Genomic DNA, 13,289 nt, shown 5'->3' on the forward strand with positions numbered 1-13,289 from the left:
GCCCGTCGAGTACGAAGCCAACTACTACATGGAATCAACGAAACCCCAGGTCACAACCACAATCTGAGATCTCTACCGAACCCGGGGCGGTTCAGGCTTTGACCGGGACGACTTCCACATCGACTTCGACCGCCGACAGGTCACCTGCCCCCGAGGCCAGGTCAGCCAGGGCTGGCACGGCCCCTACCCGACCTCCTCGCCCACCGCGGCACCCCTGATCGTGGCGCGGTTCACCAAGAGCCAGTGTCAGCCATGCCCTGACCGCCCTCGGTGCACCAGTTCCCGCGAGAGCGCCCGGAACGTGGGCTTTCCCCCGCGAGAACTCCGCGACCTGCAAGTCCGCGTCCGCAGCGAACAGCAGACACCCGAGTGGAAGGCCCGCTACGCGGTCCGCTCCGGAGTGGAGGGGACCATCAACGAGTTCGCCCACGGACACGGCATGCGCCACTGCCGCTACCGAGGACGGTCGAAAACCCACCTGCAGCACGTACTCACGGCCATCGCTGTGAACATCGAACGCCTCAGTGGCCGATCAGTGACCGCGGAAGCCTCTCCACCGAGACCGCCGACCGCCTTCCAGACCTTCCTGGACCAGAACCAGATCCCTCGACCGAAGTCCTGGCGAACCCTCGGCAGCTGAGCCCGACCACCCAAGATCCCCGACAGAGTCAAGCTTAGGTGAGGACCGGCGGTGTGAGATGCCACTGTTGGCATATGCGTGCAGTCAACTGATGGAAGAGCTTCCATGGTTGTCCGATATACCGGAGTGCAGCTCAAACGCCAGAACGGAGATGGCTATGGACAGCGAGCGCGGCCCGAAAGGGGGGCGCACGCTGGCCAGCAAGCTGGAGCACTTGTTCGAGACGGTCATTCCACCCGGACGTGGGCCGTACGGCACAGAGGAAGTAGCCCAGGCCATCACGGCAAGCGGGGCGTCGATCTCCGGCAGCTATGTCTGGCTGCTGCGTAAAGGCCAGCGGGACAACCCCACAATGCGGCATCTGCAGGGGATTGTCGGCGGTCTTCGTCCAACGGCGCCTCGGCGGCGGTGAACTGGCGTCTGTTCCTGCCCGAGAGCTGGGATCCCGCCTCGCCGAAGGCCGACCCGGTCAAAGTGGCCCGCCGTGACAAGTGCGCCATCCCTGCCCAGGTGGGCCATGTCGAGAAGTGGCAGCTGGCCCTCGACATGATCGATGAGACGCGGTCCTGGGGCATCGAGGTGCCCCAGGTCATCGCCGACGGCGGCTACGGGGACACCGCCGCCTTCCGGCTCGGCCTGGAAGAACGCGGTCTCGAGTACGTGGTGGGCATCTCGACCACGACCACCGCGCAACCCGAGGACGCACAGCCGTGCACCCCGGCCTGCCCCGGCCGGGGCAGACGGCCGGTTCCCGCCTACCCCGAACCGGCCCAGAAGGTGAAGAACCTGGTCATCGCGGCCGGTAAATCCTCCGCGCGGCCGGTGCAGTGGAGGCAGGGATCACGGCCGGGCAGCGGCCGAAGCGGGCACAAGCGCATGTACTCGCGCTTCGTGGCCCTGCGGATCCGGCCCGCCGGACGCGAGATCCGCAAAGCCACGGCCGGCACAGCGTTTCCCGCGCGCTGGCTGCTGGCCGAATGGCCCGCCGACCAGGACGAGCCCGTGCAGTTCTGGCTCTCCAACCTGCCCGAGACCACCCCGCTGCCCGTCCTCGTGCGCACCGCGAAGCTCCGCTGGCGCATCGAGAACGACTACCGCGAGATGAAACAGACACTGGGCCTGGCCCACTTCGAAGGCCGGACCTGGCAAGGCTGGCACCACCACGTCACCCTCGTCTCGGTCGCCCACGCCTTCTGCACCCTGCAGCGACTGAGCCGATCCCCAAAAGAGACGGCGTCGGCCTGAGCCTCTACCGAGTCGTTCGCGAACTGCAGCTACTCCTCGTGATCTGGACCGGCGCCTGCCCCACCTGTCACCGCGACATGCCAGACCCCGCACCAACATGACCAAGCACTACTAGTCAGTCACTGGCTATCGCGATGCCGACAGGCAGCCCCTGCGGACTGTGGGTGTCCACCCAATGCGGCGGACATGAATGGGCGTTTCCCCTTGATCGTGGACACCCTGATCATTGGATCGTGAAGATCCATAGGACAGGAGTTCGCGTTGGGGACATCGAAGTACTCGCCTGAGTTCAGGGCCGATGCCGTCGCGCTGTACCACGCCAGTCCGGGTGGGACGTATGCGTCGGTGGCCAAGGACGTGGGCGTCAACCACGAGACGCTGCGCACGTGGGTGCGGGACGCCGAGCAGGCCGCCCGGCCCGGGGCCGTGGAGGCCACCGCGATGGAGAAGGAGAACCGGCAGCTGCGGGCACGGGTGAAGGAACTCGAGCTTGAGCGGGAGATCCTGCGGAGGGCCGCGAAGTATTTTGCGGCGGAGACCAGCTGGTGAGCAGCCGTTTCCAGTTCGTCGACGATCACCGTGGCGCCTTCGGCGTCAAGCGGCTGTGCCGGATGCTGCATGTCTCGCGTTCCGGCTTCTACCGGTCGGTGGCTGGCCGGCGCGGACGCGCGGGCTGCCCGGGCCCAGGCAGATGCAGAGCTCGCCGAACGTATCGCTGAGATCCACCGGGAATCGGACGGCACCTACGGGGTCCCGCGCGTCACCGCCGAGCTGAAGGACACCGGGAGGCGGGTCAATCACAAGCGCGTCGAGCGCGTCATGCGCACGTTCCGCATCGTCGGGCTGCACCTGTGCAAGAAGGTCCGCACCACCATTCCCGAGCCATCGGCGACGCCGGTGCCAGACCTGCTGCGGCGCGACTTCACCGCCCAGGCGCCGAACACCAAGTACGTGGGCGACATAACCTATCTCCCGATCGGAGGCGGCCGATTCCTCTATCTGGCAACGGTGTTGGACCTGCACTCGAAGCGGCTGGCGGGCTGGTCGATCGCCGACCACATGCGCACGGAGCTGGTCACCGACGCACTCAGGGCCGCAGCAGCGGCCCGCGGCGCCGACGGCCTGCACGGGGCGATTTTCCACAGCGACAACGGAGCCCAGTACGCGTCGAGGGAGTTCGCCCAGGTCTGCTCGGAACTCGGCGTGACCAGATCACGCGGCGCGGCGGGCACGAGCGCGGACAACGCCACCGCGGAGAGTCTGAACGCGACCATGAAACGCGAGACGCTCCAGGGACGGAAATGGTGGGACGGGGCCCGTGAGGCCCGCCTCGCGGTCTTCCGATGGGCAACCCGCTACAACACCCGCCGACGGCACTCCCGCCTCGACCAGATCAGCCCGATCGCCTACGAACAACGATCAACTACGCTGGCCACCGCCGCATGACAACCGGTGTCCACGATCAAGGGGGAAAGCCCCTGCCCCTGTCAACGAGCTTGCGGAGCATTGCGGATCTCCTGGGTCGTTGGAGGCAAGTCAGCGTCCGGGTGGTACTCGAAATGCCACCACTCGTTGTCGTAGATGCGGTAGAGGTCGTAGCGGGCACCGTGTTCCTCGAGCCAGCGCGCGCCTTCGTACGGGCGCACATCCAGCGCGGTGCCCTTGACGTGCCTGGATTCCGCCGGTGGCAGCACGAGCATCCGGGCCGCGGCCAGTGAGCCGACGCGGCGCACCTCCTGGTCGAACAACCGTTGCTGGACGAGGGGATCGCGGTATCCCGAGGTGAGGCCGATGAGTTGCCCGTGGCGCCAGAGAGCCCCGGCGCGTGCGGCGGTGAACGCCGCCCTGGCACCGTCGGTGAGCCCGGTGAGATCCTCGGCAGGAAAACGGATCCCCAACGCCCAGTCGCAGGCCAGTTCACGGGCGCGGCCGGGATTGCGGACGAACGCAACCGGGAGCAGGAGCACGGCGAGCACCACCGCAAGTACGGCGAACAGCCGGTCACGGGGCCGAGGCGGGATAATGTGTGGTTCGTTCATACCTCCAGTCGAGGGGGCATGACGTTGTCAGCCCGTATCCAGTTTTCGATATGCCGACGATATGCACCGGCTCGTAGCATGAGGCCATGCGTGTTTTAGTCGTTGAGGACGAGCCATACATGGCAGAGGCCATCCGCGATGGGCTGCGCCTGGAGGCGATCGCGGCCGACATCGCCGGGGACGGTGATACCGCTCTGGAACTGCTGAGCATCAACACTTACGCCATCGCCGTCCTCGACCGGGACATCCCCGGACCTACCGGTGACGAGATCGCCCAACGCATCGTTGCCTCCGGCGGCGGCATGCCGATCCTCATGCTGACCGCTGCCGACCGGCTCGACGACAAGGCCAGCGGGTTCGAGCTCGGCGCTGACGACTACCTCACCAAGCCCTTCGAACTCCGAGAACTCGTGCTCAGGCTCAGAGCACTCGACCGCAGGAGCGCCCACAACAGACCACCTGTGCGAGAGATCGCAGGCTTGCGTGTGGATCCGTTCCGCCGCGAGGTCTACCGCGAAGGCCGCTACATCGCGCTCACCAGGAAGCAGTTCGCTACGCTCGAAGTCCTCGTCGCTGCCGAAGGCGGTGTCATCAGCGCAGAAGAGTTGCTGGAGCGAGCGTGGGATGGGAACGCAGATCCGTTCACCAACGCGGTGCGCATCACGGTCTCGGCCTTGCGTAAACGCCTCGGCGAGCCCTGGCTGATCACCACCGTGGCCGGGGTCGGCTACCGCATCGACACAGGACCGAACGCCGATGACCAGGAAGCGGAGCGTGGATAGGCGTCAAGGGTTGAGTGTCCGCCTCAAGCTCACCCTCAGCTACGCCGCATTCCTCGAGATCGCGGGCGCCCTGCTGCTCGCCGCCGTGTGGATGTTTCTTCTGCGAGGAAGGTCGGACAGCCTGAGCGTCCCTGATCGGACCGACTTCCTACGCGTCTTCGACCCAAGCAATTTTGGACCGGTCGTCTTCATCCCGGCGGGAATCCTACTGCTGGCGTTCCTGCTGATGTTCGGTCTCGTGGGCGGGTGGATTCTGGCCGGCCGGATGCTCACCCCGCTGATTCGCATCACCGACGCCACACGCAGGGTGGCGAACAATGGACCGCTCTCCCACCGGATCCGCCTACCGGGTCGCCGAGATGAGTTCCGCGAACTCGCCGACTCCTTCGACGTCATGCTCGCGCAGCTCGAAGCCCACGTCGCCGAACAGCAGCGATTCGCGGCCAATGCCTCTCATGAACTGCGCACTCCGCTGGCGGTCACTCAGGCGCTTCTCGACGTGGCCCGCAACGATCCGAACCGCGACACCGACGAGCTTGTCGAGCGCCTCCGCGTGATCAACACCCGGGCCATCGAACTCACTGAAGCATTGCTCCTGCTCAGCCGCGCCAACCAGCGGTCATTCACCAGGGAACACGTCGACCTGTCCCTCATGGCGGAAGAAGCCACGGAAACGCTCCTCCCTTTGGCGGAAAAGCATGGCGTCACCATCGAAACCACCGGCGAAATGAGCATCACCATCGGCTCTCAGGCGCTCCTGCTGCAGATGACCACGAACCTGCTGCACAACGCGATCGGCCACAACCTGCCTGAACAGGGCATCGTATGGGTGAATACCAGCGTCCACCCCAACTCTGTTGTGCTCGTTGTCGAGAACACCGGCGAGAAGCTCACCTCAGAGCTGGCGTCGACGCTCACCGAGCCATTCCAGCGCGGCACCGAACGCTTGCACTCCGACCACGCAGGTGTCGGCCTCGGCCTGGCAATCGTCAAAAGCATCACCCGAGCACACGACGGAACCCTCACCCTCACCCCCCGCCCCGCTGGCGGGCTCCGCGTCACGGTGCGACTGCCCGCCGCGTCAGCGCACACACAAACAGATGGCGATCAGGCCTGACGAAGGGGCCTTGACCAGGGCCCCTCCCCATGCTGGCCCGCATGCTGTACGAGCGGGGTCTGCAGAACTCCCGCCTGGGGCGGCTGTCCCTGGTCGCCGCGTCGATCGACGACGCGGGGGCCTGGTGCTTCCTGGCCATGTTGACGGCCGTGCACACCGGTTCCGGGGCCGCGGGCGCTCTGCCCATGATCGGTTACAGCATCCTGTTCACCGCCGTGATGCTGCTCGGAGTGTCCCGGCTGCTGCGGCCGCTGGCGCGGCACGTCGGCCGGCAGGGCACGCTGAGCCCCGGCGTGATGTACGTCGTCGTCATCGTCCCGATCGTCTGCGGATACCTCACCGACCTGATCGGGATCTACGCGGTCTTCGGCGGCTTCATCGCCGGCCTGGCCATGCCCCGTGACCCGCAGTTCCGCCCAGCGCTGCACAGCCGGATGATGGACACCGTCTCCACGCTACTGCTGCCCATCTTCTTCGCCCTGTCCGGCCTCACCACCGACCTGCAGGGCATCTCGGCCGACACCCTGCTGTTCGGCGTCGCCGCGCTCCTGGCGGGATTCGCGGGCAAGTACTTCGGCAGCGCCCTGGCCATGAAGACACTTCGCTTCAGTTGGCGCGAGGCCTTCGCTGTGGGAGGACTGATGAACGCCCGCGGCATGATGATCCTCATCTTCATCAACATCGGCTTGGCGCAGGGCCTGATCACCAAGCCGGTCTTCTCCGTTCTCGTCGTGGTCGCCGTTGTCACGAGCGCCACGGCCCTGCCGCTGTACCGCCGGGCGCTCCCGGAACACCTGGAGATGCAACTCGGCAGCGGAGTGCCCACTCCGGCGCCGGCACCACGCCCCCTCACGACGACCGACATGCACTGATTTGCAAGCACCCGCCGGAGGCCCAGACCCATGGTCGGGCCGAGGACATCCCGGTGGACCCACCTCGTGCGCTGCGCACCACGGTGGCCACCGAGAAGGGGCTGCCAGCGGTGTACGTGGCGCATCTGGGTCCGTGAGGGGGATACGCAGGGGCGACTTCTGGACGGACTCGCGGGACGCCGGTGCGACGAAGCTCGCCAAGGCCGTCGCCGCCGAGCGCAGCGAGCGGGTGCGGGTGCTCGGTGGCTTCAACGGCACCATGGACGACCGGGTCGACGGCCTCACCTCGCGGCTGCGCTCGGTCCTGGACGTGGCCGGGGACGGGTTCGGCTTCAGCTGGCCGGCGAGGCGGCGCGGATCGACCAAACCCTGGTCCGCGGCGTGGAGCCGCCGGCCGGTGGTGGCCAGAATCAGATGGTTAGCCGCCGGGTGGTGACATATCGTCGGCATATCGAGAATCGCATACGCCCGGGCAACACTCCACTACATTGACTGGCGGCATGTCCTTCAACCCCTCCAGCGAACTCATGCGAACTGCAGCCGGGAATCCGGTCGTCAGGCCGATCAGCGACGCCGAGCATGTGGCGTTCGTGCGGGCCCAGCGGTCGGTCAGCTTTCTGCAGACCCCGGCGTGGGGCCGCGTCAAGACCGAGTGGCGCAGCGAGTCCCTCGGCTGGTTCCTGGGTCGGCGCCTGGTTGGTGCTGGGCTCGTACTGCACCGCCCGGTGCCGCGGCTCGACCGCTTCACGCTGGCGTATCTGCCCGAGGGCCCGGTCATCGACTGGAGCGGCGAGATCGGTGCTTGGCTCGATCCGCTGGCGGCCCATCTCAAGGCCCAGGGCGCGTTCGCGATCCGGCTCGGCCCGCCGGTGCGCACACACACCTGGAGCGCCGCCCAGGTCAAGGAGGGCATCGCCGACCCGGGCAGCAAGCGGCTCACCGACATCTCCGGCCACTGGTCCGACCCGGTCGGTGCCCGCGTGGGCAGCAGGCTCCGGGAGGCCGGCTGGCTGTCGCAGAGCCCGGAGGACGGGTTCGGGGTCGGGCATCCACAGTTCAAGTACGAGATCCCGATGGCAGGCAGGACCGAGGACGAGCTGCTCAAGGGCATGAACCAGCAGTGGCGCCGCAACATCAAGAAGGCGGCCAAGGAGGGCGTCGAGGTCACGGTCAGCGACAGGGGCGCGGAAGACCTCAAGGCGTTTCACGACCTCTACGTCCACACCGCCGAGCGCGACCACTTCACACCCCGGCCGCTGCGCTACTTCGAGACCATGTTCGCGGCGCTGAGTGCCGAGGACCCCGAGCGGATCAAGCTCTATATGGCCCGCCACCAGGGCGACTTGGCCGCCGCCACTGTCCTGGTCCGCGTCGGCGCCCACGCTGTGTACGCCTATGGCGCCTCCTCCACCGCGAAGCGCGAGGTGCGTGGTTCCAACGCCTGCCAGTGGGCGATGATCCGCGACTCGCTCGCGGCCGGATGCGACGTCTACGACCTGCGCGGCATCACCCCCACCCTCGACGCCGACGACCCGCACGTCGGCCTTGTCCAGTTCAAAGTCGGCACCGGCGGCCAGGCGATGCGGTACGTCGGCGAGTGGGACCTGCCGCTGCGGCCGATGGTTTACCGGGCCTTCGGCCTCTATATGAGGCGGCGCGGACGCTGAACCGCACAGCCGACTACGCGAGCGCGGCGGGGACTTCGTCGCGGCGTGCCGCAGGAAGCCTTGACCAGCACACATTCGCCTGCGGCAAGGTGGCCGCGCAGCCAGTCGACAGCCGCCACCACGCCGGCCCGGGAGACGGGGAGTCGTAGGAGTCGTTGACCAGCATCGCGCCGCCGCGGCCACATCGAGGGGGAGCTCTGCCGCGAGTGCTGCCGCCGTGGCAGCAGCCGCGTTGAGTGCCTGGTGCGCGCCCACGAGCGGCAGCCCGACGCGAGCCGAGGTGGCAGCGGTCCGCAGCGTGAAGGACGTGTGGGTGGGTGGGGTGGTGTCAGCGGGTTGGGTGTCACCAGGGCTGATACAGGGGAACAGTGTGCTGAGCTGTCCTTTTCTGGCCTGGTACCCATAGATCCTGGCTGTCATGGAGTGACTAAATGGCTGTCATGTGCTGCGTGTTGCGTGTAGCACAGCTGGTCGGTGGCTGACGTGTAGATGCTCATTCCTGTGCACGGTGTGGGGGCACCGGGGTGTGCTGGTGGGCATGACTGCTCAGCCGTCGTTGTCTGCGGCCCCCCGCCCGAGGGAGCGTTCGGGTGCGGGGCGTGCTGCCGCCCAGGCCATGTCGCTCGCGTCGCCTTCGCAGGACAAAGGACTGGTACGCCGGGTGGTGGTACGTCGGCTTCTCGCGCTGGACGAGGCCGGCACGCTGGAATCGGTCCACGTCAGGATCGCGGCCCAGACGGCCGGAGTGTCCGTACGCACGGCCTGGCGTTGGCTCGCGAGGGCTCGCAAGGGCCAGACCGAGCCGGCCTACCGGCGTGGAGGGTTCCTGCTGGACGACACGCTGTGGGCCCGGCTCGAGGAACTGGACGGGAACGTCTCCGAGTTGCACCGGCAGCTGTCCCAAGCCGGTGACGACTCTGCCTTGCCCGGGCCGCTGCCTTCGCTGGCGACCATGCACCGGGCGGTACGCGAGGAACGCCGGGCGGGCCGGGTCTTTCAGAGCACGCGCCCCGGGAAACGGCACGTGGATCCCGACCGCTATGACCGGGCCCTGGCCGAGCTGGCTCTGCCGGGAACGGTCGATGAGACCGGTCAGGCCCCGCCCGTCTCCGGCGTGGAACAGGCCGACGCGACGGTTACCGCCCCCGTGACCCGGCCCGCGTCGCCGGGGGATGGCGTCCGTCTGTACGTGCCGGGCGCGCATGTGGTCTCCACCCGGCAACTCGGCACGGTCACCGAGGCGATCGCCCATACCGTGGCCGCGCACGGGGTCGTGTGCGTGTACGGGGATACCGGACACGGCAAGACGGTCGCGGTCCATCAAGCACTGCGCCTGCTGCCGCACCGCGTTCCGGTGCACCATGCGCTGGTCGCGGTGAAACCGGCGCTGCCGCAGCTGCGGGCCGCGCTGCTCACCGCGTTCGGCTTGCCCGCCACCGCCTTGACGAACCGCACGGACGCGGCGGACCGCGCGCTGTTCGAAGCATTCCAGGCTCCGAGCGTGCTGGTCATCGACGATGTCCAGCGCATCGCCGCCCCCGAGCTGGACTACCTGCGTCTGCTCGCCGACGCCCCCACCACCCAGACCTCACTCGTGCTCTGCGGTGCCGGCGCCGAGCGCACCCTGGCACGCGCTCCCGCTCTGGCCTCACGGGTACTGACCTGGCAACACGTGCCACGCCTCGAAACCGCTCAAGTCCCGGGCGTGCTCCGCCTGTTCCACCCCTTGTGGGACACCGCGACCCACATCGATCTGCTGCATACGGACGAGACGTGCGCACACGGCAACTTCCGCACCTGGGCGAAGATCACCTCCCACGCGTACGCTGCCCTGGACCGCCACCCCGAGCACACGGTCGATGCCGCGCCCGCGCCGGTGAGTCCTACACCCGGTGGGGCAGCAGCGACCCCAAGGAGCAAGCTGAACCTGGTACAGCCACACAGCAACCGAGATCACCGTGCTCCATCACCTGGCCCATCAGGCCCCGCTCACCTACGGCTCGCCGCCGCTCGCCTCTGTGATCACGCTCTTCACTGGGAACACCGCACCCAGTACCCCGCGCCGGTGCATTTCGGCATCCAGATGGACAAGAACCACCCCGAGTACCGCCGCACCGTCGACAACGCCGACGGCGACGACGTGGCAGAGACCTGAGCCCAGAGCAAGGCTCAGCTGTGCGACCGCGCCTCTGGGCAGCCTCTCCCACATCAGGCTTTCTGAAGGCGGAACTGTCACGCCCACTGCACCCCGACCTCCCCAGGCTGCCTCGTGGGCACCGGACCCTGACCAGCTGACACGATCAGGCCGACATCACACATTCAAGTTCAGTAGTCAGGAAGCGGCATCAATTTCGCGTGGGGATTCAGCGCGTAGCCTAATCGATTCTGGTCCATGTGCTCCCATCGAATGCGATTACATCCTTGGGGCCGATGGACCATAGGGTGTCTGGTGTCGAAGATAGCGCATAGAATGTTTCAGCTGCAGTGCCCGAAACGGCAATGGGTGATATAGAGTTTCTCAGCAGCTTGTAGATACCTCTCATGGAGGACAAATAAAGCGCTTCTTGAAACCAGGTAACTGACCAGAAATCATCGGCAATATCATTGTCTATGACTTCCCATTGTTCATTTCTTCCTCGGATGATCAAGCCGTTCCGCCCGCACCCATAAACCAATCCATCGGTGCCCGTTGTCAATGAAACCAGGATTTGATTGGTTGGGCTCACTATGCTGCGCCATTTGTCGCCATCAAACATGACCAACTCGCCGTCCCATCCTGCGGCATACATTTCCTTGAATGAGAAGGCGGTCACCGCTTCGTAGCCGAGCCCCGCAGTTTCTGCAGGGGCTAGACCAACTTCCAGAGTCGACCATGCTCCGCCGGGCCGACGAAGATAAACTTGTCTGTCCATACCGACTACTACAATCGAACCTGCAACACATATCCCGCCTCTTAATGGGCCTCTGTTGGCGAGGTTGCTTCCAGAAGAAGAAATTAACTCCTCCGTGAGCGTACCGGAGGGGGAGACTACAATGCAGTTTCCATATTCACCGACGGCGACGATGTCGCCTTGATCCTGATCGATCCCCAGGAATTTCGTATAAATCAATTTGCGACCAAGCGGCTTGAGTTTTGACCCATCCCAGCCTATGAAAATGGAATTGGCCAAATTGCGGGCGTTCGTCTCGTCGATGGAGATGGCCAAGACCCCGCTGCTCTTGGCGAAAACGCTCCCCGCTACATAAGAGCCGATATCGGAATATTTTCCCCCCATTTCAATATTCCTTAAGTGGTCATCGTGCCGCTATGACTTTGAGGTTTCTCTCTAGTATCTGTTCTTCGGCCTCTTGAAACATGGCTTCTCAGGTGAAGAAGAGTAGCGGGGCATACCCGTGTGTCCGCGTCGGGGTGGTGGCAGCGGGGCGGTCTCGCAGGTCGGGGCGGTGCTGCTGGTCGAGACGGTCCGCAAGTCCGGTCTGGACACCGCAATATCGGAAGCCTTGAGCCGTGGCACAATCTGCGGGCGGTGCACGACCCGGGGAAGGTCCTGCTGGATGTCGCGCGCGCGACGGCCCTCGGTGGGACTGCCTTGCCGATGTCGCCATGCTGCGGGCCGAGCCCGAGGTGTTCGGCTTGGTGGTGTCCGACTCGACGGTCTCCCGTCTGATCGACGCCCTTGCCGCAGCCGGTCCCGAAGCACTGGCCGCGGTTCGGACGGCACGGGCCGAAGTACGGTCGCGGGTATGGGAGTTGGCCGGTTCGGACAGTCCGGCCGCCGACGGATCGGTGATCGTGGACATCGACGGTGTGCTTGGGCTGGCGCACTCCGAGAAACAGGACGCCACCGCGACCTGGAAGAAGACCTTCGGCCATCATCCGCTTGTGGCGTTCGTCGAGCACGGCCAGGCCGGCGCCGGGGAACCAGTGGCCACGGTGCTGCGGCCCGGCAATGCGGGTTCCAACACCGCGAGTGATCACATCATCGCCACCCGGCTCGCTCTGGCCCAACTACCCAAACACCTGCGGCGGGGACGTCGGACACTGATCCGCACCGACTCCGCCGGCGGCACCCACGCCTTCCTCGACTGGCTGTCCAGGCCCGGCCGGTGGCTGTCGTACTCCGTTGGCATGACCATCACCGACGCCATCCACCAGGCCGTCCTGAAGATCCCGAAGAAAGCGTGGACGCCGGCCTACGACTCCGGCGGCATCGAGCGGCCCGGGGCCTGGGTCGCAGAGAGCACCGACATTCCCGACCTCTCCTCCTGGCCGAAGGGCATGCGGCTGATCGTCCGCAAGGAACGGCCCGTGCGCCGTGAGGCGCTGTTGATTCGAACGGAGGTGAAAGGCCTTCGTCGCTGATCCTGTCGCAGCAGGACGGTGGAGCTGAGGGCAGCTGATCCGGGTGGTGCCGGTGAAGGCGGGAAGCAGCCCTGACAAAGCCGGGACGTCCCAGCACTGCCAGATGGTGCGGGTCCGGCAAGCTTAACGGAAAGGAGTACGAGAGGAACCGGCGTCTACGTCCCTTCATCTTGCACTGGCTCAAATCTGGTGGATATGGGCCGGGGGCGGCGCGCACCCACCGGATATCGGCGGGTAACTCCTGGGTCGGATAGGACGGCTGGCCGGGAGACCACGATGAAATGCTGCGGGGTAGTCGTGGTGATGCCGCAGGGGCAGAGTCGGGCTTCTCCTCCGTCGAGCGAATCACAGTGAACACGAGAACCATCCAGGTCTTGCCACCTGGCCGGGCCGCCAGCCCGGTCGGGTGGCTGAGCGCACCGACCGCTGACCGGGCCGGGATGGGGCGGAGCCGTCGTAGTACTCGGAGCCGGGGGTGCGACACGAGGTCGCACGAGTTGAGTGAGCTTCACTGAAGGAGGTTCGGCAGATGCCGAAGGTGTAGTTACGGATCAGTGTTCGAGG

The 13,289-nt window shown here is 66.1% G+C and carries 11 protein-coding genes and 3 pseudogenes; 12 read left to right on the forward strand and 2 right to left on the reverse strand.

All coding sequences use genetic code 11. From position 1 onward, the window contains the following. Window positions 1–118: 118 nt before the first annotated feature. The 5 genes and pseudogenes from ACZ3IC_RS33245 to ACZ3IC_RS33265 all read left to right on the forward strand — a co-directional run bounded on the left by ACZ3IC_RS33245 (window position 119) and on the right by ACZ3IC_RS33265 (window position 3,331). A complete protein-coding gene (locus ACZ3IC_RS33245; RefSeq protein ID WP_467422350.1) occupies window positions 119–640 on the forward strand; it encodes a transposase in 522 nt (173 codons plus the stop codon). 157 nt (window positions 641–797) lie between these two features. Continuing rightward, a complete protein-coding gene (locus tag ACZ3IC_RS33250) occupies window positions 798–1,052 on the forward strand; it encodes a hypothetical protein (protein ID WP_467422333.1) in 255 nt (84 codons plus the stop codon). Then, window positions 1,037–1,885, forward strand: a pseudogene (locus ACZ3IC_RS33255) (IS701 family transposase); the annotation flags it as partial. The gene ACZ3IC_RS33250 and the pseudogene ACZ3IC_RS33255, both read left to right, overlap by 16 nt. Before the next feature lie 261 nt (window positions 1,886–2,146). Further along, a complete protein-coding gene (locus ACZ3IC_RS33260; protein ID WP_189282541.1) occupies window positions 2,147–2,434 on the forward strand; it encodes a transposase in 288 nt (95 codons plus the stop codon). A gap of 69 nt (window positions 2,435–2,503) precedes the next feature. After that, window positions 2,504–3,331 carry an IS3 family transposase gene (locus ACZ3IC_RS33265; RefSeq protein WP_467422336.1) on the forward strand — a complete coding sequence of 276 codons (828 nt, stop codon included), beginning with the start codon at window positions 2,504–2,506 and terminating at the stop codon, window positions 3,329–3,331. 41 nt (window positions 3,332–3,372) lie between these two features. Here the strand turns inward: ACZ3IC_RS33265 and vanY-N are convergent, their stop codons facing one another. Then, a complete protein-coding gene (vanY-N, locus tag ACZ3IC_RS33270; protein WP_072489756.1) occupies window positions 3,373–3,924 on the reverse strand; it encodes a D,D-peptidase/D,D-carboxypeptidase VanY-N in 552 nt (183 codons plus the stop codon). Between the two features lie 86 nt (window positions 3,925–4,010). Here vanY-N and ACZ3IC_RS33275 point away from each other — a divergent pair, with 86 nt between their 5' ends. The 6 genes and pseudogenes from ACZ3IC_RS33275 to ACZ3IC_RS33300 all read left to right on the forward strand — a co-directional run bounded on the left by ACZ3IC_RS33275 (window position 4,011) and on the right by ACZ3IC_RS33300 (window position 10,517). Continuing rightward, window positions 4,011–4,706, forward strand: a complete 696-nt coding sequence (locus ACZ3IC_RS33275; RefSeq protein ID WP_072489755.1) for a response regulator transcription factor — start codon at window positions 4,011–4,013, stop codon at window positions 4,704–4,706. Between the two features lie 10 nt (window positions 4,707–4,716). Continuing rightward, the gene (locus tag ACZ3IC_RS33280; protein WP_467422340.1) at window positions 4,717–5,823 is read left to right on the forward strand and encodes a sensor histidine kinase; all 1,107 of its coding nucleotides are present in this window, start codon (window positions 4,717–4,719) and stop codon (window positions 5,821–5,823) included. A gap of 41 nt (window positions 5,824–5,864) precedes the next feature. After that, the gene (locus ACZ3IC_RS33285) at window positions 5,865–6,695 is read left to right on the forward strand and encodes a cation:proton antiporter (RefSeq protein WP_467422343.1); all 831 of its coding nucleotides are present in this window, start codon (window positions 5,865–5,867) and stop codon (window positions 6,693–6,695) included. 35 nt (window positions 6,696–6,730) lie between these two features. Beyond that, window positions 6,731–7,187 (forward strand): annotated as a pseudogene (locus ACZ3IC_RS33290) (hypothetical protein); the annotation flags it as partial. Between the two features lie 35 nt (window positions 7,188–7,222). Next, window positions 7,223–8,362 carry a peptidoglycan bridge formation glycyltransferase FemA/FemB family protein gene (locus ACZ3IC_RS33295; RefSeq protein WP_107408361.1) on the forward strand — a complete coding sequence of 380 codons (1,140 nt, stop codon included), beginning with the start codon at window positions 7,223–7,225 and terminating at the stop codon, window positions 8,360–8,362. Window positions 8,363–9,023: 661 nt separating this feature from the next. Then, on the forward strand, window positions 9,024–10,517 hold the full coding sequence (locus ACZ3IC_RS33300; RefSeq protein WP_467422346.1) for an RNaseH domain-containing protein: 1,494 nt from the start codon (window positions 9,024–9,026) through the stop codon (window positions 10,515–10,517). 220 nt (window positions 10,518–10,737) lie between these two features. On the opposite strand, the gene ACZ3IC_RS33305 is transcribed toward ACZ3IC_RS33300, so the two are convergent. Next, entirely contained in the window at window positions 10,738–11,637 is a 900-nt protein-coding gene (locus ACZ3IC_RS33305) for a hypothetical protein (protein WP_467422349.1), read from the reverse strand. Window positions 11,638–11,729: 92 nt separating this feature from the next. On the opposite strand from ACZ3IC_RS33305, the pseudogene ACZ3IC_RS33310 reads away from it, so the two are divergent. Then, a pseudogene (locus tag ACZ3IC_RS33310) lies at window positions 11,730–12,719 on the forward strand (IS1380 family transposase); the annotation flags it as partial. Window positions 12,720–13,289: the final 570 nt, after the last annotated feature.

It is taken from the genome of Streptomyces sp. NPDC002958 (assembly GCF_055563255.1).